At 55.4% G+C, this 25914-nt stretch carries 28 protein-coding genes and 1 pseudogene; 10 read left to right on the top strand and 19 right to left on the bottom strand.

Annotated elements, in window-relative coordinates:
• Window positions 1-25: 25 nt before the first annotated feature.
• Window positions 26-991: an FAD:protein FMN transferase gene (locus tag FHC49_RS06670; protein ID WP_220439330.1), complete on the top strand. Its 966-nt coding sequence runs from the start codon at window positions 26-28 to the stop codon at window positions 989-991.
• Here FHC49_RS06670 and dcuR read toward each other — a convergent pair.
• Both dcuR and FHC49_RS06660 read right to left on the bottom strand, forming a co-directional pair.
• On the bottom strand, window positions 972-1691 hold the full coding sequence (gene dcuR / locus FHC49_RS06665; RefSeq protein ID WP_185669477.1) for a two-component system response regulator DcuR: 720 nt from the start codon (window positions 1689-1691) through the stop codon (window positions 972-974). The two genes, FHC49_RS06670 and dcuR, sit on opposite strands and share 20 nt — an antisense overlap.
• Window positions 1688-3307 carry a sensor histidine kinase gene (locus FHC49_RS06660; RefSeq protein WP_185669476.1) on the bottom strand — a complete coding sequence of 540 codons (1620 nt, stop codon included), beginning with the start codon at window positions 3305-3307 and terminating at the stop codon, window positions 1688-1690. The genes dcuR and FHC49_RS06660 overlap by 4 nt, the downstream gene beginning before the upstream one ends.
• Window positions 3308-3475: 168 nt before the next feature.
• Here FHC49_RS06660 and FHC49_RS06655 point away from each other — a divergent pair, with 168 nt between their 5' ends.
• The gene (locus FHC49_RS06655) at window positions 3476-4372 is read left to right on the top strand and encodes an N-acetylmuramic acid 6-phosphate etherase (protein WP_220439328.1); all 897 of its coding nucleotides are present in this window, start codon (window positions 3476-3478) and stop codon (window positions 4370-4372) included.
• Between the two features lie 49 nt (window positions 4373-4421).
• Here FHC49_RS06655 and ompC read toward each other — a convergent pair whose 3' ends face one another.
• Window positions 4422-5585: a porin OmpC gene (ompC, locus tag FHC49_RS06650; protein ID WP_220439326.1), complete on the bottom strand. Its 1164-nt coding sequence runs from the start codon at window positions 5583-5585 to the stop codon at window positions 4422-4424.
• A 707-nt stretch (window positions 5586-6292) separates the two neighbouring features.
• Between ompC and drpB the strand changes: the two genes are divergently transcribed.
• Genes drpB through FHC49_RS06630 form a run of 4 tightly spaced genes read left to right on the top strand, consistent with a single transcriptional unit; the run spans window position 6293 to window position 9267 of the window.
• A complete protein-coding gene (gene drpB / locus FHC49_RS06645) occupies window positions 6293-6574 on the top strand; it encodes a cell division protein DrpB (RefSeq protein WP_220439324.1) in 282 nt (93 codons plus the stop codon).
• 45 nt (window positions 6575-6619) lie between these two features.
• Entirely contained in the window at window positions 6620-7330 is a 711-nt protein-coding gene (locus FHC49_RS06640; RefSeq protein ID WP_220439323.1) for a phosphohydrolase, read from the top strand.
• Between the two features lie 40 nt (window positions 7331-7370).
• Window positions 7371-8792 carry a DNA cytosine methyltransferase gene (locus FHC49_RS06635; RefSeq protein ID WP_220439322.1) on the top strand — a complete coding sequence of 474 codons (1422 nt, stop codon included), beginning with the start codon at window positions 7371-7373 and terminating at the stop codon, window positions 8790-8792.
• Complete coding sequence (locus FHC49_RS06630) at window positions 8773-9267, top strand: very short patch repair endonuclease (RefSeq protein WP_220439424.1); 495 nt, start codon at window positions 8773-8775, stop codon at window positions 9265-9267. The genes FHC49_RS06635 and FHC49_RS06630 overlap by 20 nt, the downstream gene beginning before the upstream one ends.
• Here FHC49_RS06630 and yedA read toward each other — a convergent pair.
• Complete coding sequence (gene yedA / locus FHC49_RS06625) at window positions 9242-10153, bottom strand: drug/metabolite exporter YedA (protein WP_220439321.1); 912 nt, start codon at window positions 10151-10153, stop codon at window positions 9242-9244. The two genes, FHC49_RS06630 and yedA, sit on opposite strands and share 26 nt — an antisense overlap.
• 175 nt (window positions 10154-10328) lie before the next feature.
• Here yedA and FHC49_RS06620 point away from each other — a divergent pair, with 175 nt between their 5' ends.
• From FHC49_RS06620 to dgcQ, 3 genes and pseudogenes are all read left to right on the top strand, one after another.
• Complete coding sequence (locus FHC49_RS06620; RefSeq protein ID WP_220439320.1) at window positions 10329-11240, top strand: DUF808 family protein; 912 nt, start codon at window positions 10329-10331, stop codon at window positions 11238-11240.
• A gap of 77 nt (window positions 11241-11317) precedes the next feature.
• Complete coding sequence (locus tag FHC49_RS06615; RefSeq protein WP_185669468.1) at window positions 11318-11497, top strand: YodC family protein; 180 nt, start codon at window positions 11318-11320, stop codon at window positions 11495-11497.
• Between the two features lie 169 nt (window positions 11498-11666).
• Window positions 11667-13363, top strand: a pseudogene (gene dgcQ / locus FHC49_RS06610) (cellulose biosynthesis regulator diguanylate cyclase DgcQ).
• A 320-nt stretch (window positions 13364-13683) separates the two neighbouring features.
• On the opposite strand, the gene FHC49_RS06605 reads toward dgcQ, so the two are convergent.
• Window positions 13684-13890 carry a YodD family protein gene (locus FHC49_RS06605; RefSeq protein WP_220439319.1) on the bottom strand — a complete coding sequence of 69 codons (207 nt, stop codon included), beginning with the start codon at window positions 13888-13890 and terminating at the stop codon, window positions 13684-13686.
• A gap of 173 nt (window positions 13891-14063) precedes the next feature.
• On the opposite strand from FHC49_RS06605, the gene dsrB reads away from it, so the two are divergent.
• Window positions 14064-14252, top strand: coding sequence for a protein DsrB (dsrB, locus tag FHC49_RS06600; RefSeq protein WP_185669465.1), 189 nt, complete (start codon window positions 14064-14066; stop codon window positions 14250-14252).
• Between the two features lie 50 nt (window positions 14253-14302).
• On the opposite strand, the gene rcsA is transcribed toward dsrB, so the two are convergent.
• The 14 genes from rcsA to fliF all read right to left on the bottom strand — a co-directional run bounded on the left by rcsA (window position 14303) and on the right by fliF (window position 25847).
• Complete coding sequence (rcsA, locus tag FHC49_RS06595) at window positions 14303-14926, bottom strand: transcriptional regulator RcsA (RefSeq protein ID WP_220439318.1); 624 nt, start codon at window positions 14924-14926, stop codon at window positions 14303-14305.
• Between the two features lie 279 nt (window positions 14927-15205).
• Complete coding sequence (fliR, locus tag FHC49_RS06590) at window positions 15206-16000, bottom strand: flagellar biosynthetic protein FliR (protein WP_220439317.1); 795 nt, start codon at window positions 15998-16000, stop codon at window positions 15206-15208.
• Window positions 16001-16005: 5 nt separating this feature from the next.
• Complete coding sequence (gene fliQ / locus FHC49_RS06585) at window positions 16006-16275, bottom strand: flagellar biosynthesis protein FliQ (protein ID WP_062778154.1); 270 nt, start codon at window positions 16273-16275, stop codon at window positions 16006-16008.
• Window positions 16276-16284: 9 nt separating this feature from the next.
• Window positions 16285-17022: a flagellar type III secretion system pore protein FliP gene (gene fliP, locus FHC49_RS06580; protein WP_185669462.1), complete on the bottom strand. Its 738-nt coding sequence runs from the start codon at window positions 17020-17022 to the stop codon at window positions 16285-16287.
• Entirely contained in the window at window positions 17022-17357 is a 336-nt protein-coding gene (fliO, locus tag FHC49_RS06575; RefSeq protein ID WP_185669492.1) for a flagellar biosynthetic protein FliO, read from the bottom strand. Before fliO ends, fliP begins: the two co-directional genes overlap by 1 nt.
• A gap of 121 nt (window positions 17358-17478) precedes the next feature.
• A complete protein-coding gene (fliN, locus tag FHC49_RS06570; protein ID WP_185669461.1) occupies window positions 17479-17892 on the bottom strand; it encodes a flagellar motor switch protein FliN in 414 nt (137 codons plus the stop codon).
• Window positions 17889-18893 (bottom strand): flagellar motor switch protein FliM, encoded by a 1005-nt coding sequence (gene fliM, locus FHC49_RS06565; RefSeq protein ID WP_220439316.1) that lies wholly within the window; start codon window positions 18891-18893, stop codon window positions 17889-17891. Before fliM ends, fliN begins: the two co-directional genes overlap by 4 nt.
• Window positions 18894-18897: 4 nt before the next feature.
• Window positions 18898-19365 (bottom strand): flagellar basal body-associated protein FliL, encoded by a 468-nt coding sequence (gene fliL, locus FHC49_RS06560; RefSeq protein ID WP_220439315.1) that lies wholly within the window; start codon window positions 19363-19365, stop codon window positions 18898-18900.
• Between the two features lie 104 nt (window positions 19366-19469).
• Window positions 19470-20663, bottom strand: coding sequence for a flagellar hook-length control protein FliK (locus tag FHC49_RS06555; RefSeq protein ID WP_220439314.1), 1194 nt, complete (start codon window positions 20661-20663; stop codon window positions 19470-19472).
• The gene (gene fliJ / locus FHC49_RS06550) at window positions 20660-21103 is read right to left on the bottom strand and encodes a flagellar export protein FliJ (protein WP_106929946.1); all 444 of its coding nucleotides are present in this window, start codon (window positions 21101-21103) and stop codon (window positions 20660-20662) included. The genes FHC49_RS06555 and fliJ overlap by 4 nt, the downstream gene beginning before the upstream one ends.
• 21 nt (window positions 21104-21124) lie before the next feature.
• Complete coding sequence (gene fliI / locus FHC49_RS06545) at window positions 21125-22495, bottom strand: flagellar protein export ATPase FliI (protein WP_185669491.1); 1371 nt, start codon at window positions 22493-22495, stop codon at window positions 21125-21127.
• Window positions 22495-23193, bottom strand: a complete 699-nt coding sequence (gene fliH, locus FHC49_RS06540; protein ID WP_220439312.1) for a flagellar assembly protein FliH — start codon at window positions 23191-23193, stop codon at window positions 22495-22497. Before fliH ends, fliI begins: the two co-directional genes overlap by 1 nt.
• Window positions 23186-24181, bottom strand: coding sequence for a flagellar motor switch protein FliG (gene fliG / locus FHC49_RS06535; RefSeq protein WP_185669456.1), 996 nt, complete (start codon window positions 24179-24181; stop codon window positions 23186-23188). Before fliG ends, fliH begins: the two co-directional genes overlap by 8 nt.
• A complete protein-coding gene (fliF, locus tag FHC49_RS06530) occupies window positions 24174-25847 on the bottom strand; it encodes a flagellar basal-body MS-ring/collar protein FliF (RefSeq protein WP_220439311.1) in 1674 nt (557 codons plus the stop codon). The genes fliG and fliF overlap by 8 nt, the downstream gene beginning before the upstream one ends.
• Window positions 25848-25914: the final 67 nt, after the last annotated feature.

Below are 25914 nucleotides of genomic sequence, written 5' to 3'. Positions count from 1 at the left end.
GTTACCATCAGCAGAGGGGATATCGATGTCAGACAGTACAAGGGTATACAGCTATTCTGCCGTACTGATGGGGTCACCCATCCTGCTCAAGCTTTTCGCGCATAACGAGGCGCTCGCCTCACGCGTTTTCCGCCTTATCAAACAGTATGAAGACCTGCTTACCGTCAACCGCGCCCAGTCGCAGGTGATGGATATCAACCACGCTGCGGGCCAGCACCCGGTCGTCGTGAGCGCCCCCGTTTATGCTTTGATCAAATGCGCCAAATCGGCGAGCCTGCTGCCGCAAAGCGCATTTAACCTCGCCATTGGCCCGTTGGTGAAGCGCTGGCGTATTGGCTTTAAAGGCGACAGCGTCCCGCCGGCGGACGAAATTTCACACCTGCTGACGCTCACCAATCCTGAGCAGGTGGTGCTGAACGACGACGATAACAGCGTGTATCTGGTGCAAAGGGGTATGGAAATTGATCTTGGCGCGATTGCCAAGGGCTATATTGCCGACCGCGTACGCGACTATCTGCGTCAGGAAGGGGTTGAGCAGGGGCTGATTAATCTTGGCGGTAACGTGCAGACGCTGGGCACGCCGGAAGGCGGTTGGTCAATTGGCCTGAAAAAACCGTTCTCCACCTCAGGGGCGATGATTGGCACGCTGGAAATTGAGAATAAATCGGTGGTGACCTCCGGCGTGTACGAGCGTTTCTTTGAGCAAAATGGTCAGCTTTATCACCATATTCTCGACCCGCGTACCGGCTATCCGCTGGATAATGAACTGGACAGCGTGACGATTATCAGCGCCGACTCGATTGACGGCGATATCTGGACCACGCTGATGTACGGCATGGGCGTGGAAAAAGGGTGCGCTGCGCTGCGTTCACGCCCGGATATTGAAGCTATTTTTGTGACTAAAAACAAAGAGGTGGTGCTCTCTTCATCCCACCTCTATCGTTTTACGCTGCTGGACCGCGAGTACCGTCTTACTGGCAGTACTGCTTAAGCAGACCATACTGCTCCTGCAGCAAGCGGTAGCGATAAACCGGGCGGCCGGTCGCACCGTAGTGAATGCTGGTGAACAGAATATTAATCTGCGCCAGCCAGATAAGATATTTACGGCAGGATACGCGAGAGATATTGACCGCCTGCGCCAGATCGTCGGTGGAGAATTCGGTCTCAGGATGCGCATCTATCCACTGACACAGCGTGCGCAGCGTCTGCGGTGTGAGCCCCTTTGGCAGCCGCTTCGTGTCCGCTAATTCTGGCGAACCGCCATGCAGCAGGCGATCGACGTCAGCCTGCTCGTAGTAGGCGTGGCTGCCCATCAACTGCTTTTTCTCACGCCAGCTCAGCAGCGCCTCTTCAAAGCGCGGAAACTGGAACGGTTTGATGAGATAGTCCACCACGCCATAGCGCAGCGACGTCTGCACGGTGGCGGCGTCCGAGGCGGATGAAATCATAATCACGTCGATGGCGCGGCCCGAGTCGCGCACGATAGGCAGCAGATCCAGACCGTTGTCCTGCTGCATGTAGACATCCAGTAAAATCAGGTCGATGGCCTGGGAAGCATCCTGCACTTTATCTTTCGCCTGCTGGAGCGTGGAGGCGATACCACAGCAGACAAACCCATCAACGCGCTCAATGTAGCAGCGGTTCAGGTCGGCCACCATGGCATCATCATCGACAATTAAAACATTTATCACGCGCTTGTCCTCTCGCTATCCCAGGGAATTTGAACAAAAAATTGGGTGAACACTCCCGGCTCGGACTCGACGGAAAGTGTCCCGCCGAGATTCTCCGTCTGCTGACGAGCTAAAAATAGCCCGACACCGCGGTTTTCGCCTTTGGTGGAAAATCCTTTATTAAAGATGGCATCGATGCGGTTTGCCGCAATACCCGGGCCATCGTCGCTAACCTCACCGCTGAGCCAGCCGTTCTGGTAGTGCAGCAACAGGCCAATTTCGCCTTCACCCTGATCTGCCATTGCATCCAGCGCGTTCTCAATCAGGTTACCTAGCACCGTGACCAGCACCGCAACCTGCTCTTCATTTGGGTTGTCCGGGATCAGGCTCTCATCGGCCAGGGTTAGCGCGATCCCGGCATCGCTGGCTCGGTTGATTTTACCGAGCAGGAAGCCGGCAATGATCGGTGATTTGATCTTATGCTGCAAGGTGCCAATGTCGGTCTGGTAGTTTTGCGCGGTCTGCAGGATGTAACCTTCCAGCTTATCGTAGCGCTTCATGTGCAGCAGTCCCAGAATCACATGCAGCTTGTTCATAAACTCATGGGAGTGGCTGCGCAGGGCATCGACGTAGTTGACCAGCCCGTCCATTCGCTGCATCAACTGGCTGATTTCAGTTTTATCGCGGAAGGTGGTGATCGCGCCAATCACGCGACGGTTGTTGAGCACCGGTACGGTGTTGCACAGCAGCAGACGACCGTTACAGCCGATTTCGCGGTTTTCGACGGGCGTACCACTGTCCAGCACCTCTTTCAGACTCGACAGCAGCGGCGCATGCTGGACTGCGCCCAAAGCCGGTGCCTGAGGTGAAAACAGGATCTGCCGTGCGGCCTGGTTAATCAACGTGACCCGGCCTTTGGCATCGACGGCAATGACCCCTTCGCGAATCGATTGCAGCATTGCCTGGCGTTGCTCGAACAGGCTGGAGATTTCGTGGGGTTCGAGACCAAACAGGATGTTTTTAAGCACCCGCACCAGCCCCCAGATGCCCAGAACGCCGACGATGGCGCTAAACAGCACGAATCCAATCGCATTCCAGCGGGCGGCGTTAATCTGCTCATCCACTTTTTGCAACGAAATGCCGACAATCACCACGCCAATCTGCTGCTGGCGGTCGTTATAAATAGGCGTGAACACGCGTACGGCTTCGGCCAATACACCGTGGTTAATCGAGAGGTTCTCTTTGCCTTTCAGCGCAGGCTGGAGATCGGTACCGATAAAATGCTGGCCTATCAGATGCGCGTTCGGGTGCGAATAGCGAACGCCGTCCATATTGGTGACTACGGCGTAAAGTAGGCCGTTGTGCTGCTGCACGGCGCTGGCGATAGGCTGAATGCTATTGTGGTCCGGCGGTTCGCTAAGACCGCGCTTGATATCCGGGGAGTTGGCCAGCGTACGAGCAATAGCAAAGGCGGTATCTTCCACACCGGAGCGGGTGGCTTTGGTTATCTGCACAAAATAGAAGGCGTAAACCACCAGTAATACGGAAATGATGACGCTGCAGACCATCAGCGTCACCAGCGTACTGAGCTTCATCGGGCGCTTCGGTTGGGGCTGAGTTTGCTGCATACCGCGCATTAACACCTTTTATTATCGGAGGTCAAAAACTCATTATCGCCGATGTGCCTGATTTCATAAAGCTATCCTCCCTTACAAAACCAAACCTCTCTTTGTGACCGTTCTCGCAGAGCAATCCATACAAAACACTTTAGTATTGCTTCAGAACCCATAATAAGGAGTCCGTTTATGAGCATTAAGCTTGCCGGTTCAGTCATGGAACGACGCAATTCAACGACGGCTGAGATTGATAGACTGTCCACCCGCGATATGTTGAACGTGATTAATCAAGAAGATAAACGCATTGCTGATGCGATAACTCCTTGTCTCGACGACATTACCCTGCTGATTGATAATGCGGTGGCCACCCTTAGCCACGGCGGGCGCGTGGTGATGGTTGGTGCCGGTGCTTCCGGGCGTAATGCGGTGATGACCGCCAACGAATTCTCCCCGGATGAAAAACACCCGGTCATGGGATTGATTGCCGGTGGGGCGTTGGCGATGCTGCACGATATGACGGGGGCTGCACAGGACTACGATCGTGGGGTGCTGGATCTTCAGGCTATTGGGTTCACGCAAAAAGATATGCTGGTGGCATTAAGCGTCAGCGGCAAAACGCCGTGGCTGTGGGGCGCGCTGCGCCATGCGTGGTCTCTGGGGGCAACACGCGCGCTGATAACCCGTAATCCACAAAGCGAAGCAACCGATCTTGCCAGTATCGTTATTGCGCCGCAAACCGGCGCTGAAGTGGTGGCAGGTTACGGCAATCCAAAGGCGATTGCTGCGCAAAAAATGGTGCTCTCCATGTTAACGACCGGGCTCGCCATTCGCACCGGACGAGTCTATAGCAATATGCGCGTAGACATCCGCGATACCGGTACGCATATGGTTGAGCGTCAAATCGCGATAGTGATGGAAGCGGGCGGGTGCAGCCGGGCGGTAGCAAAAGCGGCGCTGGAAAGCTGCGATCACCAATGTAAGACGGCGGTGTTGATGGTGCTCACCGGGTTGGATGCCTGGAAAGCGCACGACCTTCTGGCGCAGAACAATGGTTTTGTGCGGATGGCGCTACAAGAGGCGCCGTAGTTGGCAGCATAAAAAAAGCCCGCTACGCGGGCTTTTTTACAGCGGTCGATTAGAACTGATAAACCAGGCCGATAGCCAGGATATCGTCAGTGGCGATACCGTTATCTTTGTAGAACTGTACGTCATCGTCCAGCATGTTGATTTTGTAATCAATGTAGGTGGACATGTTTTTGTTGAAGTAGTAGGTGGCGCCGACATCAATATAGTTCACCAGCGCTTTGTCGGTGTACTCAATGCCGTGACGGCCATCGTAACCGCCCATATCTTTGCCCTTGGAATAAACCCAGGCCAGGGATGGACGCAGGCCGAAGTCAAATTGATACTGTGCCACAGCTTCGAAGTTCTGCGTTTTGTTGGCAATGTCGCCGTTGCCATAGCGGGTCATGTTGTTGGTTTCGGCATACATCATCGCCAGATAGACGTCATTAGCGTCGTATTTGGTACCAATGGTCCAGGCTTCAGCGGTATCACCACCGGCGGATTTGCTGTAGCGGTTATGGATGCCGCCAGCAACCACCTGATCGTTGGTACGGTCAGAGCTGGAATAGGCTGCACCTACGCTTAAGCCTGGCAGGAAATCGGTAAAGTTGTAGGTGGTGGACATTGCGAAGCCGTCACCGTTGCCTTTCGATAAATTGCCGCCCGCGCCATTTGAGGTGCCTTCGCCGGAACCACCGTCTTCATTTTTGCCCTGATACTGCAGCGCAAAGTTCAGGCCATCCACAAGGCCGAAGAAATCGTTGTTACGATAGCTGGCAATACCGTTTGCACGGCCGGTGAAATAGACGTCGGTCTGGGTGTAGCTGTCACCGCCGAACTCCGGCAGCATATCGGTCCAGGCTTCGATGTCGTAGATGGCACCGTAGTTACGGCCGTAATCGAATGAACCGAAGTCGCCAAATTTCAGACCGGCGAAGCCAAGACGGGTCCAGGAGTTGTTACCGCTATCGCTTTCCGGGGTGTCGGCCTGAATGTTGTATTCCCACTGACCGTAACCGATCAGCTGATCGGTGATTTGGGTTTCGCCCTTGAAGCCGATACGTGCGTAAGACTGATCGCCGTTATCACCGCTGTGGTCTGAGAAATAGTGCAGGCCAACCACTTTGCCGTACAGATCCAGCTTATTGCCGTCTTTGTTATAAACTTCAGCTGCATTCGCTGCACCAGCCATCAGTAAAGCTGGAACTAACAGTACCAGAGCTTTTATTTTCATTATATTTTCCTTTGCATTATTGCGCATATGAATATAAGTAATGCCATCCGGTGTTACTATGTTGGATGGTATAGGTAGAGTTCATTTTTTTTAAAAATATAAATGTAATAAAATTATATAAAATACTTCAAAATATTTCTTTTATATTTAATTTGATATGTATTTCATCGATTTATTTTGTTTTGTCATTGTTTTTTAATGTAATTATTATGTTTTGTTATTTTTCCATCCTTGTCATTGATAAAGCGAATGCATCTGATAAAGGCAAAAAAAATCCCGACCGTACTGGCATACGATCGGGAAGGTCAAAAACATAAATATATTGATGCATAACAAAAGGCTAATAACGGAACAGATAATGGCATGGTTGTCATGAAAAATAAAGATACAGAAAAAGACTTTGTTATTATTTATTATATGAATTTAAATTGGTAATTATTATAATATTTTTATTATTAAAATCGCATGGTTGCGGCGATTGCACAGGGAAGGGGCGAAAGATCGCTGCCGCGAATCATGAGTACCTCCGTTGGCGTAGATGTCATCTGACAAAATTGCTGGAGATCAAGCTAACGGCAAATTGTTACCGGTAACGTAGCAGTGGACTACCTTGCACCATTTTAATCGTTATAATGTGAGCGATATCACATCAATTGCCAGCGTGATGTCGTGGCAGTGAACATGAATAGCGTAATGAGAGTGTTTTTATGCAAGAGCAAATGGAGCGTGGCCCAGGCGGCAAACTGGTGCTGTGGGTGTTTTACGCGTTTTGCGGTTACTTTGTCTGGGCGATGGCGCGCTACCTGTGGGTCATCAGCGATGTACAGAGTATTCCCGGCGCGACGATCGATGGTGAAATCGGTTCGTCCATGGGGAAATGGATTGGCGCGCTGCTGGGATTTCTGGTGCTGAGTATCGTCGGCGCGCTGCTTGGCGGAATAGCCTGGTATACTCGTCCTCGCCGTCTGGAACAGGAAGAACAGCGCTAATATTGCTATGCTGGGGGTCAATGTACTCTTATCCGCGGTGAAGGAATGGATATAGCAGCATGGCAGCAGGACGTTGAACGTTGGTTTGAAACCTATTATGTCGGCAGCGATGCGGCGCATGATATTGCCCATTTTCGCCGGGTCTGGCGCACCGCCAGGCGCATTGCTGCCGATGATCCCGTCGACCTCACGGTGATTCTGCTGGCGAGCTATTTTCACGATCTCGTCAGCCTGCCGAAGAATCATCCCGATCGCGCCCGTTCCTCTTTATTATCCGCGCAGCAAACGCTGTTGATTCTACAGCGCGATTTCCCGCAGTTTCCCGTTGACCGCTATGGCGCCGTTGCCCACGCCATTGAAGCGCACAGCTTTAGCGCGCACATCACGCCGAATACCCCAGAGGCTAAAATCGTTCAGGACGCCGACCGGCTGGAAGCGCTGGGCGCAATCGGCCTGGCGCGAGTGTTTGCCGTCTCCGGGGCGATGAACGCGGCGCTGTTTGATGCCGACGATCCCTTTGCCGATAACCGTGAGCTGGACGACAAAACCTACGCGCTTGACCATTTCCAGACCAAACTGTTGCGGCTACCTGAGACGATGCAAACCGAAAAAGGACGCGAGATGGCGCAGCATAATGCCGATTTTCTGGCGCACTTTATGGCGAAACTGAGTGCCGAACTGGCGGGCGACCCGCTCGCCGTGGACGCGCAGGTACTGCGGAGATTCGCGACGCCAGACCCTGGCAACTTATGGTAACCTCAGGTTTATTTTTCTTTTTCTGTATCTGGTCAAATTTATGCAACAACGAGTCTTATCACACGAGGGCGCGCCGTTAGACGCACCGGATGCTCAGACGCTGCTTGAGCATATTCTGGAGATTTACGATCTAAAGACCGTTGTCGCTGAGCTTAGCGCTGTGGGGGAACAGCACTGGAGTCCGGCTATCGTCAAACGCGTGGTGACTCTGTCGCGCGCCAACACGCGTCTGAGTGAAAATGAGTGCACCCATCTGGCCTCTTTGCTGCCGAAGCCGTCGAAGCATCACCCGAATTATGCATTTCGCTTTGTCGATCTATTTGCGGGGATAGGCGGCATTCGTCACGGCTTTGAAGCCATTGGCGGGCAATGCGTGTTTACCAGCGAGTGGAACAAGCACGCGGTGCGCACCTACAAAGCCAACTGGTACTGCGACCCAGATGAGCATCGGTTTAATGCCGATATTCGCGATGTGACGCTAAGCCATCAGCCTGACATCAGCGACCGTGAAGCTCAGGAACATATCCGGGCGTCAATTCCTCAGCATGACGTGCTGCTGGCGGGCTTCCCGTGTCAGCCGTTCTCGCTGGCGGGGGTGTCAAAAAAGAATGCATTGGGCCGGGCGCACGGTTTTGCCTGCGATACTCAGGGCACGTTGTTTTTTGACGTGGTGCGCATTATTGATGCCCGCAGGCCGCCCATTTTTGTGCTGGAAAACGTCAAAAACCTAAAGAGCCACGATAACGGCAAGACTTTCCGCATCATCATGCAGACGCTAGATGAGTTGGGTTATGAAGTTTCTGACGCCGCCGATATGGGGGCCGATGACCCGAAAATCATCGATGGCCAGCATTTCTTACCACAGCACCGTGAGCGCATTGTGCTGGTCGGTTTTCGCCGTGATTTAGGGTTGCACGAGGGCTTTACCCTGCGTGATATCCCGTCGCTCTATCCGGCGCAGCGGCCGACCTTTGGCGAACTGCTGGAGCCGAACGTTAACCCGAAATTTATCCTCACCCCGGTGCTGTGGAAATATCTCTACCGCTATGCGCGCAAGCACCAGGAGAAGGGCAACGGGTTCGGTTACGGTCTGGTGGATCCCACGCGCGCCAGCAGCGTCGCGAGGACGCTATCGGCGCGCTATTACAAAGACGGTGCCGAGATCCTTATCGACCGTGGCTGGGATCGCGCGCTGGGTGAAAAGCACTTTGACGATCCGCAAAACCAGCTGCATCGCCCACGTCGCCTGACGCCGCGCGAGTGTGCTCGCCTGATGGGTTTTGAATCACCGCAGGGCTACGGTTTTCGTATTCCGGTGTCGGATACTCAGGCGTACCGGCAGTTTGGCAACTCGGTGATTGTGCCGGTGTTTGCCGCCGTTGCGCGCCTTTTGCAGTCGCGCATTTTGCAGGCGGTGGCGCTGCGTGATTCGGAAAACGGCGATGGCGGACGTTCACGATAAGGCCACTCGCAGTAAGAATATGCGCGCCATCGGCGCGCAGAATACCGCCATTGAAAAACGGATGGCCGCGCTGCTGGACAGCCTTGGCCTGCAGTGGCTTGCGCAGGACACGCGCCTGCCGGGCCGCCCCGATTTTACTCTCGACGACTACCGCTGCGTGATATTCACTCACGGCTGCTTCTGGCATCACCACGACTGCTATCTGTTTAAAGTCCCCGCGACGCGCACCGACTTCTGGCTAAATAAGATTGGCGCTAACGTTGCGCGCGATGAGCGGGATATGTGCCAGTTGGTTGCTCAAGGCTGGCGTGTGCTGGTGGTGTGGGAATGTGCGTTGCGCGGGCGTGAGAAGCTAACGGACCTTGAGTTATGCGAGCGGCTAGAGGAGTGGATCTGCGGCGGCGAGGGCAGCGCGCAGATCGGCATTCAGGGAATTTCCCGTCTGAGCTTTACTTCTCTGTCTGGCAAGGAATAGCGGTGGCTTTCGCCGGGAAGAGATATTTCCCCAGCGTCACCAGCACCACGGCGGCAATGATGATGGCCAGTGCCAGCCACTCGGTACCGGAGAGGTGTTCACCGTTAAAGCCGGTGCCTAAGAGCACGGCGACCACCGGGTTGACGTAGGCATAGCTGGTTGCCACCGCAGGCGTAACGTTGCGAATCAAATACATATAGGCGTTGATGGCAATAATCGAACCAAAGACCGCCAGATACCCCACCGCCAGAAAACCGTGCAGGCTCGGCAGCGTGGTTAAACGCTCACCGCTGAGCAGCGAGGCGACCATCAGGACAATACCAGCGGCCAGCATCTCGATGGCACCTGCCATCATGCCGGTCGGCAGTTCAATACGCGAGCCATATACCGAACCAAACGCCCAGCTCAACGAACCAATCAGGATCATCAATGCGCCCCACGGGTTGCCGCTGAGGTTACCGCCGCTGTTGAGCAGCACAATGCCCGCCAGACCAATGGCAATCCCCAGCCACTCCAGCTTGCGGGTGGCAATGCCAAAAAAGCGGCTAAAGCAGAGGGTAAATAACGGTACGGTGGCGACCATTACGGCGGCGATACCTGAAGGAACGTTCTGATGTTCCGCGACGGTCACCATCCCGTTACCCACCGCCAACAGCAGGACGCCAATGATGGCGGCATTGATCAGCGGTTTGCGTGCCGGTAAGCGATGGCCGGTGGCGAGCAGAAATCCCATTAACACCACGCCCGCCGACAGGAAGCGAATACCCGCCATCATTAAGGGGGGCCAGCTGGCAACGCCAATGCTGATGGCAAAGTAAGTTGAGCCCCAGATAATGTACAGCGCGAACAGCGCGCCTATCAGCGGTAACAGTTGTTTAAAACGCATACTTCCTCACGGCAAAATAGCAAGCAGGCAGATAGTAAACGCCAAAACTACCGTGCTGGCGAGTGCTTTAATTCAGGGGTTGATGTTGTCTTTATGTTATAAATATGTATCACTTACGCCCCGGGCGATTTTGCTTCATACTTTGTTATCACTAAAAAAATGAAGGAAGTCGTTTGTGGCAGGAAGTAGCTTATTAACCTTGTTAGATGATATCGCCACCTTGCTGGATGATATCTCGATGATGGGGAAACTGGCGGCGAAGAAAACCGCTGGCGTGCTGGGGGATGATTTGTCGCTGAACGCTCAGCAGGTGTCTGGCGTGCGGGCTAATCGGGAACTGCCGGTGGTGTGGAGCGTGGCGAAAGGGTCGCTGCTCAATAAGGTCATTCTGGTGCCGCTGGCGCTGCTGATTAGCGCGTTTATTCCCTGGGCGGTGACGCCACTGCTAATGATTGGCGGCGCGTATCTCTGTTTTGAAGGCGTGGAGAAGGTGCTGCACACTCTTTATGAACGCAAGCATAAAGGTGACGATGCCGCGCGTCAGCAGCGACTGGAAGCGATAGCGCAGCAGGATCCTGCCCTTTACGAGCGGGATAAAGTCAAAGGTGCTATCCGCACCGATTTTATTCTCTCCGCCGAAATCGTTGCTATTACTCTCGGTATCGTGGCGGAAGCGCCGCTGCTCAATCAGGTGCTGATTTTATCCGGCATCGCCATTCTGGTGACCATCGGCGTGTATGGCCTGGTCGGCGTGATTGTGAAGCTTGATGATATGGGCTACTGGCTGGTGGAGAAGCGTAACGCGCTGGCGCAGGGCGTGGGTAAAGGGTTGCTGGTGGTTGCTCCCTGGCTAATGAAAACGCTGTCGGTGGTGGGCACGCTGGCGATGTTCCTGGTCGGCGGCGGCATCGTGGTTCACGGCGTGGCACCGGTGCATCATGCTATCGAAGCGTTTGCTGCCCAGCAGGGGGCGTGGCTTGCTGCGTTGGTACCGGTGCTCGCTAATCTGGTCCTTGGTTTTATCATTGGCGCGGTGGTGCTGGCGGCGGTGAATCTGGTTTCACGCTGGCGGAAAACTGACGCATAAAAAGTGCGGTTCCGGTACGCAAACTGTCTGTGGATCGGCTAAGGTGAAACAGTTTCACCCTGATACCGGAGGCAACAATGGTCTTTTTGGTCAGTGATGAAGTCCAGCCCAAGAACGGTGGGCCGCGGATGGTTGTAACGGGGTATGCCAGCGGGATGGTGGAGTGTCGCTGGTATGACGGCTTTGGCGTTAAGCGGGAGGCATTCCGCGAGGAAGAACTGATCCCAGGCAAAATTCCTCCGCAGGAGCAAGCTTAGTCTCTACCTTTGCGCCCGGCGTTAGCCGGGCGGTTTAGCGCCGCATTATTCCAGCGCTTTGTCGTAGTATGTCGTCGTGGAGCACCATGAATTATCAGCAGCAGGCAAGTATAGAACGGTATCGGGTGCTCGGCCCTAACGAGAGTGTGGGAGCGCAATTGTGCCTCCCGTGAACGTGACGACAGCAACCCCCACAGGCTGGTGGGCAAAATTAACGCGCCGCATTCGGCCAGACCGGGTGGTGAATATCTGCTTTCTGGTGGTGTTGTTCTTTTCAACGCTGCTGACCTGGCGCGAAACTATCGTGCTAGAAGACGCCTATATCTCCAGCCAGCGTAATAATCTGAAGAACGTCACTAACGATATGGACGCGCAGCTGCAGTTCAATACCGACCGGCTGATGTTTTTCCGCAACGGCATGCAATCGGCGCTGCAAATCCCGCTGGCGTTCGAAGTACTGCGCACCGCCGAGCAAGAGTTTGAGCGTCAGCGCGCGCAGGCCGACTGGCGTATCTCCCTCAATAACAACCGTACGCTGCCGCTGAACGGCGTCTCCGATGCCTTTGTTGAACACACTAATCTGCTCTCGCGCGATAACCCGCTGCTGGGCAACGAGTTTATGGCCACCATCGAGCTTGGCTATCTGCTGCGCCTGTCGGCGATGACGCGTCAGCATCTGGCGCGTTTTGAAACCCATATGCTGTACGTCTCACGTGCCGGTTTTTATCTCAGCACCGAGCCGACGCAGGAAGGCAGCATCACTGAATATTACTATCGTCTGGCAACCAGCCCGTGGTTTATCCAGCAGTCGCAGCGGGATAACCCGGAGCGGGGCGTTAAGTGGCAAACCACCTTTAGCCGCGATAAAACGCCGGTGGCACAGACCGTCACGGCCGCGGTGCCGCTTGATTATCAGCAGTACTGGTTTGGCGTGCTGGCTATTCAGCTCTCGGTCAGCGAAATGACCCAGTTCCTCACGCATGCGGTAGAGGGGGAGGATGAAGGCGAATATCAGCTTTATGACCGACGCATGAACCTGATTGCCTCTTCCGAACCTGATAAATCAAAGCACAGCCAGCTGTCGCAGGAAGTCCAGGCGCAGCTGGCGCGGGCCTACGAATTGGAAAATGAAGGCAATGTGCGCGAGTTTTCGCGCTATATCAGCTGGGAGAAACTGCGGAATTTTGACGGCGTACTGCTGCGCATCCACTCTCTGGAAGAGGGGATTGCGGTGATTTCGGCTCTATCAGTATTGCTATCACGCTGTTGTGGCTGCTGTTTACCGCCATGCTGCTGATCTCCTGGATGGTTATCCGCCGTATGGTGCGCAATATGTCTTCGCTGCAGGATTCGCTTGAGTGGCGCGCGTGGCACGACATGCTCACTCGCCTCTACAACCGTGGGTCACTATTTGAGCGCGCGGGTATTGCGCTGGCGACCTGTCAGCAGGCCGGTGAACCGCTGGCGGTAATCCAACTCGATCTGGACCATTTCAAAAGCATTAACGACCGCTTTGGCCATCAGGCTGGTGACCGGGTGCTGATTCATATCGGGCGGGTTATTCTGAATAAGATCCGCAAAGACGATATTGCGGGCCGCGTCGGCGGGGAAGAGTTTTGTATCGTGCTGCCGGGCACGTCGCTGGCGCAGGCCGAGGTGATTGCCGAACGTATCCGGGACAGCATCAACAGTCGGGAAATTCTGATTGCCAGAAAACAGACCATTCGGGTGAGCGCCTCGTTGGGCGTTTGCAGCAGCGAAGAGCTGGAACAGTACGACTTCCAGCACCTGCAATCCGTTGCCGACAAGCGGCTGTATCAGGCTAAAACCGGTGGGCGAAATCAGGTCTGCGCGAAAGATGGCTAGCAGGGTGATTAATCACGGTATGAAATATAAATTTAACTTATGGAAAACTGGTTAAATGGGATTAATCTTAAAGCCTGGCTGGCGCAAGTCTGAAAATAAAAATGTTATCTTCCTGATTTATCATCATGTTAGCGAAGCGTCTACGTAAGCACGACTACGCTGTCATATTAATTTATTAGGTGAATAATTCTTGTCATTCAACATAAACGACGATAATGTTTCACTCACGTCAGGTTTCCTGATGTAACGAATATTTCAATGCTTCTTGCTTAGGCAAGGTTGATCCCGACGCTCGCGTGTCGGGATTTTTTTTCCCACATTTAGCGCGTGACTTCCGTGACGCTGAAGTCGCGGATATCCAGCTCAAAGGCTTCCGCCAGATCGCGCCAGGTATGGTATTCGCGGCCGTCAACGCTCACGTGATGTGGGTCCTCAGTCGCGCGGTGGATTTCGCTTTCGCTGATTTCATTGATAGCTGCCAGCAGCGCATCAACGTTTACCCCTCGGGGGTCAATCGCCATCTTCATCACAGATACCCTTTATTTCCGTCCCTGTATAAGTATACATCTAATGAATGTTATTGCTCAAAAACTGACCAATTTAGTCAATGTGAATGAGAATTAAGCACTTATGCAGCGGGGCGCTGTCAGCGCGGTCATTTTGTTCTAAACTGGGCTAAACCACTCAGGAGATGACGTTTATGCAAGTTAACGATCGTGTGACGGTCAAAACAGATGGGGGGCCGCGTCGCTCCGGTGTCGTACTGGCAATTGAGCAGTTCAATGAAGGCACGATGTATCTGGTGTCGCTGGAGGATTATCCGCTGGGGATCTGGTTCTTCAACGAGTCGGGGCACCCTGATGGTATTTTCGTGGAGAGCGAAGCGTAATTGAATCATCTGGCGGTAGCGATACCGCCAGTTTCCCTGCTGTTGTTGTCCTAGCGCATATTGACGTAAATGCCGGAAGTGACATTCTCCGCCAGCCGGACAACATGATAGATAACCTGTTTGTTATGCGTTTTTATTTTCTTTTTAATATTACCCTTATGTGACGATACGGTTTTGGCTTTAATATTCATCTGATCGGATATTTGTATCGTTCCCTGGCCTGACATCCACATTTTCAGCATGCTGGATTCCGTCCGACTTAATGACAGGGTAGAGATATTAGTTTGCTTTACTTCTGCCGTTTCTTTTTTCAGATAATTCCCCAGAATGCTATCGAGCGTTTCGGGTTTTATTGATTTAGAACTAATTAGCAGATTACTGCGCACCATCAGATATTCGTCAAAATGTATATTGGCAATCGCCATAAAAACAATGAACAACGTCCTGGGGTGTTGATTAATGATCTGCTTAATATGCAGACTACTCTGCACATCATGAATGAAGCAGTCCTCATTAATAAACACGACAGCTGGACCGCGAGTAGCACAGATCTCAGCGAGTCCGTCGACGTTATCTACATTGTCAATATCACGTTTTTTTACCCCACGACTGGCCAGGTATCCGGTTAACCCTAGCCGCGTATAACTACATAGATCCATAATAATCGTTGACATGGCATACCCTCACTCAATGCGTAACGATAATTAACCCAGTGCCCTCGAACTTCATCGCCGCAACGAACCTGGAAAAAATAAAAAACAAGAGGATGAAGACGAACAGGCGGCATCAACTATCCCGTAAAGTTACGTATAATTTGCCAGGAATCATCTCAAAGTAAAGTAAATGTTATGTTATGTGAAAGACCTAAAAACAAATAACCCGCGCCAGCGATATGCTGGTAGATGTTTTTTACGTTTGACTTTAGGAATTTCCTCATAATAACCAGGAGGGAATTATGGAGAATTTATGCGTGGTAACTCACTGATAATATCTGCTAATAGATCAAATATCTCACTAAATAAGTGCTCGCAGAACGGTGCGATAAGCGGCATTAATGCGGCCATCAGCAGAATACCGACGGTGAGGGTAATGGGAAAACCGATAACGAAGACCGACAGCTGTGGCGTCATGCGGTTGAGCATCCCCAGCGCCAGGTTAACCGTTAGCAGCAGGGTGATAATCGGCAGCGCGAGCATCAAACCGTTGAGGAAGATCATACCGCCCGCACGGGTTAGCGCCAGAAACGCGTTGCTGTTGATCGGCTCGCCGCCGATGGGCAGGGTGTGGAAGGTGTCGACCAGCAGCGAAATCAACCACAAATGACCGTTAAACACCAAAAACAGCAGCAGGGCGAGCATATCCATAATACGTGCCAGGATAGGCATGTTGAGGTTGCTACCGGGGTCAACAAACGTCGCAAACGACAGCCCCATCTGCAGGCCGATAATCTCGCCGCAGTAGCGTATCGCGGCAAAAGCGAACTGCATGGTAAACCCGAGCGCAATGCCGATAAGAATCTGCTGTAGCGCCAGCCAGAGCGCGGCTGCCGAGAAAATCGGTACTTCCACCACCGGCAAAGAAGGGGCAATAACGAGGGTAATGATGATTCCCAGCCCCACCTTGACGCGTTTAGGCACCGAGCGTTCGCTCAAAATCGGCGCGGTGGTGACCAGCGCCAGCACGCGCAGCAGCGGCCAGAAATAGAGGCTGAGCCAGGAGAGCCACTGGTAGCTGGTAAAATTGAGCATCGCGCTTAGCCGATGATATAGGGCAGGTTGCTGAACAGCGTGCGCACGTAGTCTAGCAGCAGATTAAGCATCCACGGCCCGGCGACGATGATAGCGATAAACACAGCGATGATTTTTGGAATGAACGACAGCGTCATTTCGTTAATCTGCGTCGCGGCCTGCAGAATACTGATAATCAGGCCGGTGACCAGCGACACCAGCAGCAGCGGGGCAGCCAGCGCTAGCGCTACCTTCATCGCTTCGGTGCCCATCATCATGACGGATTCAGGGGTCATGGGTACTCCTTAACTGTAAAAACTCTGCGCCAGCGAACCGACCAGCAGCTGCCAGCCGTCAACCAGCACAAACAGCATTAGCTTAAACGGCAGCGCGATAGTGGCGGGGGGCACCATCATCATCCCCAGCGCCATCAGCACGCTGGCGATCACCAGGTCGATAATCAGAAACGGGATAAAAATGGTGAAGCCAATCTGGAAGGCCGTTTTCAGCTCGCTGGTGACATAAGCCGGGAGCAGAATGCGCATTGGCACGGCTTCTGGCCCCTGCATCGGCTGGCTGTTGGCCAACCGGGCAAACAGCGCCAGATCGGCTTCTCGCGTCTGGCGTAGCATAAATTCACGCAGCGGCTGCGCCCCTTTTTCCAGCGCATCCTGCATGGTGATTTTATCTTCGCTGAACGGCTGATAGGCGTCGGTATAAACCTTGTCGATGACCGGCGACATGATGAAAAAGGTGAGGAACAGCGCCAGCCCCAGCAGCACCTGGTTAGGCGGCGCGGACGGGGTGCCCAGGGCGCTGCGCAGCAGGCCGAAGACGATGATGATGCGGGTGAAGCTGGTCATCATCAGCAAAATAGCCGGAAGGAAGGTCAGAGAGGTAATAAATACCAGTGTCTGAATCGGCAGCGACCAGCTCTGACCGCCGTTGGCCAGCGGTTGGCTGATAAGGCCTGGAAGTTCAGCAAATGCCGAAGGCGAAAGCAGTAATAGCCCACTCAGCGCAAGGGAATAAACACGACGCATCAGGATCTCCCGGGACGCTTAAGCATATTTTTCATCAGTGAAGCAAACTCAGGCGCAGCGGCCTGCGGCTGGCTATCGGTTGGTGCGGGCGGCAGTTTATGCAGCAGCGTGACCTGTTGGGCAGTGACGCCTAGCACCAGGCGCGCGTCGTCGACGTTCACAATGACCACGCGTTCGCGAGCGCCAAGTGAAGCGCTGGCGCTCACTTTCAGCCCGCTAGCGGCCGGATTTCTCATCGCACCGGGCATCACGCGTTTGACTACCCACGCGGCGGCCAGAATTAAGACAATAATGCCCAGCAATGCACCGCTCACCTGAATCAACGGCGAGGTCATGGGTTCATTGACATGGGCAACGGTCACCGGCGTGGTGGCCGGTGCTGCCGCCGCACCGTGGCTTGACGGCGCGGCGGCGTGGGCAGTAGGGGCGGATGGCGCAGCGTGGTTGGTACTCATTTTAACGGCTCAGGCGGCGCATACGTTCTGACGGCGTAATGATATCGGTGATGCGTACGCCGTACTTATCGGCCACGACCACGACTTCGCCCTGGGCAATCAGATAGCCGTTGATCAGAATGTCCAGCGGCTCGCCGGCCAGACCGTCCAGCGCCACCACGGAACCTTGCGTCAGACGCAGCAGCTCTTTGATGGTCATCCGGGTGCGCCCCAGTTCAACGGTCAGCTTGACCGGGATATCCATGATCAGGTCAATATCCTGCAGGGTGCCGCTGACGTCGCCGCCGCCCAGTTGCTGGAATACCGCATCGGCAGCGCTTTTGCTGCTGGTCGTTTTCTGTTCGTTCAGCGCGTCAGCCCACAGATCGTCCACGGATCCGCTGTTGTCATCGGGTGGAGTATTCATATCACTCATTTGGGCTGTTCCTCGTTCAGCGAATTCAAAATCGGGTTGATCAAATGTTCTACGCGCAGCGCATATTGCCCATTAACCGTGCCGTACTGGCTGGTTAACACCGGCACGCCATCGACGTGCGCAATAATGCGATCGGGCTTCTCTATCGGCAGCACATCACCGGGTTGTAGTTTGAGTATTTGTGACAGTCGAAGCGAGATATCGGCGAAGTTCGCGACCAGTTCCAGCTCGGAATGCTGCACCTGACGCACCAGATTTTCACGCCAGTTCTGATCTTCATGACGTGAGTTCTCCAGCGGCGGGTTAACCAACAGTTCGCGCAGCGGCTCAATCATGCTGAACGGCAGGCAGATATTAAACTCGCCGGTCAGGTTGCCTATCTCTACGTGGAACGGGGTATTCACCACAATGTCGTTCGGCGAGGTGGTGATGTTGGTGAACTTCACCTGCATCTCCGAGCGCACGTACTCTACTTCCAGTGGGTTAATCGCTTTCCACGCGTCGCTATAGCCTTCCAGCGCCAGCTTCAGCATGCGGTTGATGACCCGCTGCTCGGTATGGGTGAACTCACGACCTTCTACCTTGGTTGGGAAACGCCCATCGCCACCGAACAGGTTATCCACGGCGATAAACACCAGGCTTGGCGAGAACACCACCAGACCGGTACCGCGCAGCGGCTTCAGATGGATCAGGTTAAGGTTGGTCGGCACCGGCAGGTTGCGGGCAAACTCGTGGTAGGGCTGAATGCGAATCGCCCCCACGGTGATGTCCGGACTGCGGCGCAGCAGGTTGAACAACCCCATACGGAAGTGGCGGGCAAAACGCTCGTTGATGATCTCCAGCGCCTGCAGACGTTCACGTACGACGCGTCGCTGGGTATTGGGATCGTAGGGGCGAATGTCATCTTCGCCTTTGGCACCCGCCAGCGGTTCGTTAGGATTGTCGCTGTCGCCGTTCAACAGCGCGTCAATTTCGGCCTGAGAAAGAATGCTATCGCCCATGGTGCTATCGCAAAATAAAGGCTGTATACAGCACGTCAGTAATGTTCTGTTTCGGCTGACCAGCAATCAACGGCGCGCTCAGCGTCTCTTTAATCTCGGCGGCGAGCTGTTTTTTGCCATCATCAGTAGCAAGCTTAGTCGCATCCTGGCGCGAGAGCAGCAGGAGCATACGGCTACGCACTTCCGGCAGATAGTCATTCAGTCGGGCGCGGTCGGTCTCAGACTTCATGCGCAGCGTCACGCCAACGTACAGCACGCGGTCGGCATCGCCGAGATTGACGGTAAAGGTATCCAGCGGGAAGAAGACCGGCGCAGCGGGCGGCGGCGCTTCTTTTGGCGCGGCGGTCTCCGCTTTATTGGTTAAACGCCAGTAGCTGTAGCCTGCGGTGGCGCAGGCGGCGAGCGTTACCAGCACCAACAGAGGGATCCAGAGGGAGCGTTTGCTCTTTTTATTGATAGCGGTGTCAGTCATCTGATGCGGTCTTCCTTTTTACTACTACTTATCCGATGATTATCCCGCCTCCCGCGCGGGTCAAAGCGTGGAAAAGACGGGAATAATCGTGTTACCTCGGGCGTTTAAGCAAAGATGTCTACCGCATTGTCCCCGCGAGCGGCGGATTGCAGGGCGGCAGGGACGGCAAGAAGCTCATTGTCGTCCTGATTTTCGCGGCCGTCAGCGTCGCTGCGCGCGGCAAACGACTGTTGAGATGAAGGCTGTTGTTGCTGCCCGGCAAAACCATCGCTGCTGATATTGCTCTGCCCCAGCTGAATACCGTTCTCCTCAAGCTGCGTACGCAGTACCGGCAGCGCAGCTTCCAGCGCGGCGCGAACGTGGCTGTGCGGTGAGGCCATCTGGATTTGTGCCAGGTTGTCTTCCACCTTCAGCGTAATGTGAACCTGACCAAGCGATTCCGGGTGCAGGCGCAGTTCGGCGGTCTGCTGGCCCGAACGGGTAAACAGCGTGATATGCTGGCTCACGTTCTGCTGCCAGTCCGGTGTGCCAAGCTGGGCGCGAATGTTTGCCGTTGCCGCTGCCGGAAGAACCGGTGCCGCATGGTTCTGGTTGGCGACCGGCGCCAGCGCAGCGGTTGCGGCCGTTGGGCTTGAGACGCTTTCAGATTCGGCTTTCTGCGTTGGAATCACAAAGGCGGAATCGGCGGGCAGCGTGCGAGCATCAACGCCCGTTTGTGTGGTCGGCGTGCCTTTGACATCCACAAAGCCCTGAGATTTTGCACCACCACGGCTGAGTGCGGTGGTCAGCGAACTGAGCGCGTCACCATTTTGCACCGGCGCCGTGACGGTTGCTGCCTGCTGAATCGGCGGAGTGACAGGTAGCATTGCCATCAACGCGCTGAGGCTTTTAAGGTCGTCGTCGCTGAGTTTGCTCTCAGCGGAATCGTCGTCACTTTTGACGTCCGCTTTACCGGTCGTGAGTTCACTTTTTAGATGTGCCGCCAGCGAGCTTAACAAGGCCTGAGCATCACTCGAAGCCGCGAAGTCACCGTCGCTTTCCGCGCTGGCGTTAGCCTGGGTGGCTTCCTGCTGAACCAGCCATTTGGTCAATGACTGTCCCTGAACTTTAATATCGCGCAGGCCTTTAGCATCGTCGCCGCTTAACAGTGCGGTTTTCGCACCACTTGGATCGGCGCTCTGGGTTAATGCGCCTGCCAGCAGCGCCAGAAAATCCTCGGGAGATCCCGGGGTTTTCGCCGTCGCGTCCGCGCCTGCAAGGTTCGCATCGCTAACAGCAAGGTTAGGCAGAGTAATCATTCGGGTTTCCTCAAGGTTGCGCGTTGGGCAAACTCATCCATTTTTTTCTGATCAAGACGGTTTTCTGCCAGCAGCGCGGCAGAGGCTTGACGGTCCTGGAGCGTTTGCCATGCCTGCAAACGCTGTTTTTTCTCGCGCCAGAAGTTCAGCGCCTGCTCCACTTTGTTATTCCACTGAACCAACTGCTGACGGTGCTGATCGATGGCTTTTTCCAGCGTCTGGATAAACTGCTGGTAGTTCTGCCATCGCAGGCTGGCAATGCCCTGCGTCATGTCGTTGTTCAGGCTGTTCTGGTATTCCAGTTGATAGTCCATCAACATCTTGAGCTGTTCTTCCGCCTGCTGGCAGCCGCGGCGCATTTCGCCCAGTACCAGGGCGGCGTTGTCCACGTCGGTTTCTGCCAATTCTTTCAGCGTTGCTAATGCACCGTGCTGCGCCATATTTGTGATCCTCTTGCTTCACTATGACGATGGGAAGATCAATTCCAGGGCCTGGATTGACGATTCCCAGTCTGCTTTTTCAAGAATGCCTTGCTGTAAAAATGCTTCCAGATGCGGCCAGAGCGTAATGGCCCTGTCGAGCATCGGATCGCTGCCCTTGGCGTACGCGCCGACGCTTATCAGGTCGCGGTTACGCTGGAAGCTCGAGAGCAGCTGCTTAAAGTTGCGCACCCGAGCGTAATGCTCTTCGCTGATGAGCGCGGTCATCGCACGACTGATTGACGCTTCAATATCAATCGCCGGATAGTGCCCGGCTTCGGCCAGCCGACGCGACAGCACGATATGACCATCAAGGATGGCGCGCGCGGAGTCGGCAATCGGATCCTGCTGATCGTCGCCTTCGGTCAGTACGGTATAAAACGCGGTGATTGAACCGCCGCCGGTGATGCCGTTGCCCGCACGTTCAACCAGCGCGGGCAGTTTGGCGAACACGGAAGGCGGATAGCCTTTGGTGGCCGGCGGTTCGCCGATCGCCAGTGCGATCTCACGTTGCGCCATGGCGTAGCGGGTCAGTGAATCCATGATCAGCAGGACGTGCTGACCGCGGTCACGGAAATCTTCCGCCACGCGGGTGGCATAGGCGGCACCCTGCATACGCAACAGGGGAGAGACGTCCGCCGGGGCGGCAATGACTACCGAACGCGCGCGGCCTTCGGTGCCGAGAATGTTCTCGATAAAGTCTTTTACTTCACGGCCGCGTTCGCCGATAAGCCCGACGACAATCACGTCGGCGCGGGTGTAGCGGGCCATCATGCCGAGCAGCACGCTCTTACCGACACCGGAACCGGCAAACAGCCCCATACGCTGGCCGCGTCCGACGGTGAGCAGGGCGTTGATTGGCCGCACGCCGGTATCCAGCACGTGCTCAATCGGCGTGCGCTGTAAGGGGTTAAACGGCGCGGTGATCAGCGCCCCGGTTTCGGTGGTGTCGGGTGATGGCAGGCCGTCGAGCGGTTTGCCGCTGCCGTCGAGTACGCGGCCCAGCAGCGCCGGGCCAAGCGGTAGCTGTTTGCCGCTTTGCAGGCCGTCGCCAGCAATATTGCGGGCATAGACGCGTGCGCCGGGCAGAATGCCTTCCACCTCTTCGAGGGGCATCAAGAACAGGCGATGACCGTTGAAGCCGACCACTTCGGCCTCCACTTCCTGCATCTCTGCCCCTTGCTGGCGCTCAATAATGCAGGTCGCGCCAAGCGGTAGCTGTAGCCCGGTGGCTTCCAGCACTAGCCCGGTAGCGCGAGTCAGGCGACCGTAGCGGCGCACGGCAGGCAGCTGCGCGATGCGCGCTTCGAAATTGTCGAGCGTATTCAGCCAGCGGGTCAGACGCACGGTCATTAGCAGGCTCCCGGTGCCGCCAGGCGGCACAGTTCCTGCCATCGCGTGGCTACGCTGGCATCGAGATCGCCTTCATCAGCGGAGACTTTGCAGCCGCCGGGGTGCAGCGTTGGGTCGCCGCGCAGCCGCCAGCCGTGCAGGTTGAGCGTGGCACCGAGCATCTCCTCAACGCGCGGTAAATCTTCCGGGCTGACGCGCAGCTGCGGTTTGCCGCTGAACAGCGGCTCCTGCTGCAACAGCGCCTGGATCTGCTTAATCAGCGCGGTGTTATCCACTACCGGTACCTGGCCGACAATCTGTCGCGCCGCTTCCAGCGCCATCTGCATCAGGCGCGAAGCAATCACGCTGTCGAGGGTATCCAGCGTATGCTGAAACTCGCTTGCCAACTGCTGCATTCGGGCGTGAATAGGGGCCTGCTCCTGTTTGGCCTGCACCAGACCCTGTTCGAGCCCCTGTGCCAGACCTTCCTGATAACCCTGCTGCTGACCGGCGGCATGACCTTCACGCAGCCCGGCCTGGTAGCCCTGTTCGTGGGCCTGAATCTGCAGCTGAGCCAACTGCTGCTGTTGCAGCTGTTCAGCGGAGATCTCCTCCTGCTCGTCACTCGGCTCGTCGAGGGAGAGCGGGGTAAACTCCATCTCCATCGGCGGCGAGAGATCGTCAGGCTGCCAGACTTTCCACGGCGTGGTATCAGACATAGGTGTCGTCTCCGCTGCCAATCACCATCTCGCCGGTTTCGGCCAGACGACGCACAATAAGCAGGATGGCTTTCTGTTCGTTCTCGACCTGAGACAGACGGACCGGGCCACGGTTGGCCAGATCGTCGCGCAGAATGTCGGCCGCACGCTGGGACATATTGCGCAGGAACTTCTCGCGCAACGGCGGCTCGGAGCCTTTGAGAGCAATGAGCAGCGATTCGGAGTCCACTTCCTGCAGCAGGCGCTGGATGCTGCGATCGTCGACCTCGACCAGGTTTTCGAACAGGAACATCTCGTCGATGATTTTCTGCGCCAGATCGCCGTCGAATTCGCGTACTGCGGTGATGACTGCTTCTTCCTGCTGCGTTTTCATCAAGTTGATAATTTCGGCCGCCGTTCTCACGCCGCCCATTTTGCTGCGCTTGAGGTTCTGGCCGTCGAGCAGGTTGTTCAGCACTTCGGTCAGCTCCGCCAGCGCCGCCGGCTGCACGCCGCCGAAGGTGGCGATACGCAGCATCACATCGTGACGCAGACGCTCGTCGAATAGCGCCAGAATATCTGCCGCCTGAGCACGTTTGAGGTGCACGAGGATGGTGGCGATAATCTGCGGGTGCTCGTCGCGAATAATATCGGCGGCGCTCTGCGGCTCCATAAAGTTGAGGGTTTCGATACCGCTGGTGGTTTCGCGGGTTTCGAGAATATCCTCCAGCAGGCTGGCAGCACGCTCTTCGCCCAGCGCTTTCACCAGCACCGTTCGCAGATATTCGTTGGCGTTGACGCTGAGCGCCGCAAACTGCTCGGCTTCTTGTTCAAACTCCGACAGTACGTCGGTCAGTTGCTGATTGGAGATCTGCTTTACGCCCGCCATTGCGGTACTCAACTGCTGTACTTCGCGGGTGCTGAGGTGCTTGAACACCTCCGCCGCGCGGTCTTCGCCAATCGTCATCAGCAGAATGACGCTTTTATCGATTCCAGAAAGGTTACTCATGGTCGTTATTCATCCATTGGCGAATGACCAGCGCCACGACGCGCGGATCGTTATCAGACATTTCGCGGATACGTTGGCTCATGACCTCAGCACCCAGGCGCTGGTTAGCGCGGCGCTGCTGCGTCTGCTCATCTTTGCTGAGGCGAACCTCAACGGCTTGCTGCGTTTCCTGCTTAACTTTGGTCTGCTCGGCAGCGGCTAATGCGAGAGCTTCGCGACGCTGAAGCTGCGGTTTAATCGCCTTACGCCACAGCAGCCATGCAACGATCACAACCAGTAACCAACGACCGGCGGACAACAGCTGATCGATAAACGACTGCTGTTTCCAGAACGGCAACTCGCCGCCGCTTTCATCGGTATCGTTAAACGGTGAGTTGACCACGTTCAGGGTGTCGCCACGGGTGGTGGAGAAGCCCATCGCTTCGCGGGTCAGATCTTCAATCTGCTTCATTTGATCGCTGGTCAGCGGCAGCGGTTTCCCGTCCGGCAGATTGCGATAGTTGACCACCACGGCCACCGACAGACGCTGGACATCGCCGACGTTTTTCTTGGTGTGCATGATGGTGCGGTCAAGTTCGTAGTTGCTGGTTTCATTGCGCTGCGTATTGCGTGGACCGGTGGTGGTCGCGGTATTCCGGTTCGCGGCAGTCTGACCGTTAGCCTGATTGGCTGGCGGTGTGCTGATCGGTGCCGAAGGCGCTGGAGCCGGCGTATTCGATAACGCACCTGGTACACCACCTGGATATGGGCTGCCCACCTGGTCGCTTTCGCTGACCTGACGGGAACGCACCGCCGCCTGGCTGGCATCGCCGTTCGGGCGATACTGCTCGTCGGTTTGCTCTTTATTGTCGAAGTTAAGCTGGGCGGTAACCTGCGCGTGGACGTTGCCGTTGCCGACAATCGGCCCCAGAATCGCTTCGATACGGCGCTGAACGCGGCCTTCCACGTCGGCCGTGTATTTTAACTGCGCATCGTTGAGGTCGCGGGCGTTGGTGTTGGACTGGGTCAGCAGGTGACCCCCCTGATCGACCAGCGTCACGTTACCCGGCGGTAAACCCGCTACGGCGCTGGAAACCAGATGCACCACGGCAGAAATCTGGCCTTCATCAAGCGCGCGACCCGGTTCCAGGTTGACGGTGATGGAGGCGGAAGGGGATTTTTGTTCACGGACGAACAGCGACGGCTTCGGCATGGCTAAGTGCACGCGGGCGCTTTTTACCGGGCCGAGGGTTTCAATGGTACGGGCCAGCTCGCCTTCCAACGCGCGCTGGTAGTTCACCTGCTCGCTAAACTGGCTGATGCCGAATTTTTCCTGATCGAGCAGTTCAAAGCCGACCGCGCCGCCCTTCGGCAGGCCGATCTGCGCCAGACGCAGACGCAGTTCGTGAACTTTATCCGCAGGCACTTCCAGCGCGCCGCCGTTATCGGCAAAGCGGTAGGGGACGTTCATCTGGGTTAACTGCGTGACGATAGCGCCGCCGTCCTGATCGGACAGGTTGCTGAACAGCGTGCGATAGTCTGGGGTTTTTGCCCACAGCACCATCGCCACCAGTACGGCCACCGCAGCTGCGCTGGCGACCATCAGTGGAATTTTAGGATTCGCGCGCAGGCGGTTAACCCACTCTAAGGTTTTATTTTGTGGCGTAGCCGTAGCACTCGCGCTCATTGCGCACCTCGTCGATCCTGATCAATGGCGTTAAACGTTAACGAAAACAAAGCAGACTCCCAGGTCA

Origin of the sequence: Kluyvera sp. EC_51 (genome assembly GCF_019584505.1) — a bacterium.
Classification (GTDB): domain Bacteria; phylum Pseudomonadota; class Gammaproteobacteria; order Enterobacterales; family Enterobacteriaceae; genus Kluyvera; species Kluyvera sichuanensis.
The sequence above is the reverse complement of the archived record's forward strand: the minus strand, read 5'-3'. Positions and strand labels throughout refer to the sequence as shown.

Excerpts from the sequence above, each read along its gene's own strand:
- FHC49_RS06670 (WP_220439330.1), top strand. The coding sequence starts at position 26 with ATGTCAGACAGTACAAGGGTATACAGCTATTCTGCCGTACTGATGGGG.
- FHC49_RS06660 (WP_185669476.1), bottom strand. The coding sequence starts at position 3,307 with ATGCGCGGTATGCAGCAAACTCAGCCCCAACCGAAGCGCCCGATGAAG.
- FHC49_RS06655 (WP_220439328.1), top strand. The coding sequence starts at position 3,476 with ATGAGCATTAAGCTTGCCGGTTCAGTCATGGAACGACGCAATTCAACG.
- ompC (WP_220439326.1), bottom strand. The coding sequence starts at position 5,585 with ATGAAAATAAAAGCTCTGGTACTGTTAGTTCCAGCTTTACTGATGGCT.
- drpB (WP_220439324.1), top strand. The coding sequence starts at position 6,293 with ATGCAAGAGCAAATGGAGCGTGGCCCAGGCGGCAAACTGGTGCTGTGG.
- FHC49_RS06640 (WP_220439323.1), top strand. The coding sequence starts at position 6,620 with ATGGATATAGCAGCATGGCAGCAGGACGTTGAACGTTGGTTTGAAACC.
- FHC49_RS06635 (WP_220439322.1), top strand. The coding sequence starts at position 7,371 with ATGCAACAACGAGTCTTATCACACGAGGGCGCGCCGTTAGACGCACCG.
- FHC49_RS06630 (WP_220439424.1), top strand. The coding sequence starts at position 8,773 with ATGGCGGACGTTCACGATAAGGCCACTCGCAGTAAGAATATGCGCGCC.
- yedA (WP_220439321.1), bottom strand. The coding sequence starts at position 10,153 with ATGCGTTTTAAACAACTGTTACCGCTGATAGGCGCGCTGTTCGCGCTG.
- FHC49_RS06615 (WP_185669468.1), top strand. The coding sequence starts at position 11,318 with ATGGTCTTTTTGGTCAGTGATGAAGTCCAGCCCAAGAACGGTGGGCCG.
- FHC49_RS06605 (WP_220439319.1), bottom strand. The coding sequence starts at position 13,890 with ATGAAGATGGCGATTGACCCCCGAGGGGTAAACGTTGATGCGCTGCTG.
- dsrB (WP_185669465.1), top strand. The coding sequence starts at position 14,064 with ATGCAAGTTAACGATCGTGTGACGGTCAAAACAGATGGGGGGCCGCGT.
- rcsA (WP_220439318.1), bottom strand. The coding sequence starts at position 14,926 with ATGTCAACGATTATTATGGATCTATGTAGTTATACGCGGCTAGGGTTA.
- fliR (WP_220439317.1), bottom strand. The coding sequence starts at position 16,000 with ATGCTCAATTTTACCAGCTACCAGTGGCTCTCCTGGCTCAGCCTCTAT.
- fliQ (WP_062778154.1), bottom strand. The coding sequence starts at position 16,275 with ATGACCCCTGAATCCGTCATGATGATGGGCACCGAAGCGATGAAGGTA.
- fliP (WP_185669462.1), bottom strand. The coding sequence starts at position 17,022 with ATGCGTCGTGTTTATTCCCTTGCGCTGAGTGGGCTATTACTGCTTTCG.
- fliO (WP_185669492.1), bottom strand. The coding sequence starts at position 17,357 with ATGACCTCGCCGTTGATTCAGGTGAGCGGTGCATTGCTGGGCATTATT.
- fliN (WP_185669461.1), bottom strand. The coding sequence starts at position 17,892 with ATGAGTGATATGAATACTCCACCCGATGACAACAGCGGATCCGTGGAC.
- fliM (WP_220439316.1), bottom strand. The coding sequence starts at position 18,893 with ATGGGCGATAGCATTCTTTCTCAGGCCGAAATTGACGCGCTGTTGAAC.
- fliL (WP_220439315.1), bottom strand. The coding sequence starts at position 19,365 with ATGACTGACACCGCTATCAATAAAAAGAGCAAACGCTCCCTCTGGATC.
- FHC49_RS06555 (WP_220439314.1), bottom strand. The coding sequence starts at position 20,663 with ATGATTACTCTGCCTAACCTTGCTGTTAGCGATGCGAACCTTGCAGGC.
- fliJ (WP_106929946.1), bottom strand. The coding sequence starts at position 21,103 with ATGGCGCAGCACGGTGCATTAGCAACGCTGAAAGAATTGGCAGAAACC.
- fliI (WP_185669491.1), bottom strand. The coding sequence starts at position 22,495 with ATGACCGTGCGTCTGACCCGCTGGCTGAATACGCTCGACAATTTCGAA.
- fliH (WP_220439312.1), bottom strand. The coding sequence starts at position 23,193 with ATGTCTGATACCACGCCGTGGAAAGTCTGGCAGCCTGACGATCTCTCG.
- fliG (WP_185669456.1), bottom strand. The coding sequence starts at position 24,181 with ATGAGTAACCTTTCTGGAATCGATAAAAGCGTCATTCTGCTGATGACG.
- fliF (WP_220439311.1), bottom strand. The coding sequence starts at position 25,847 with ATGAGCGCGAGTGCTACGGCTACGCCACAAAATAAAACCTTAGAGTGG.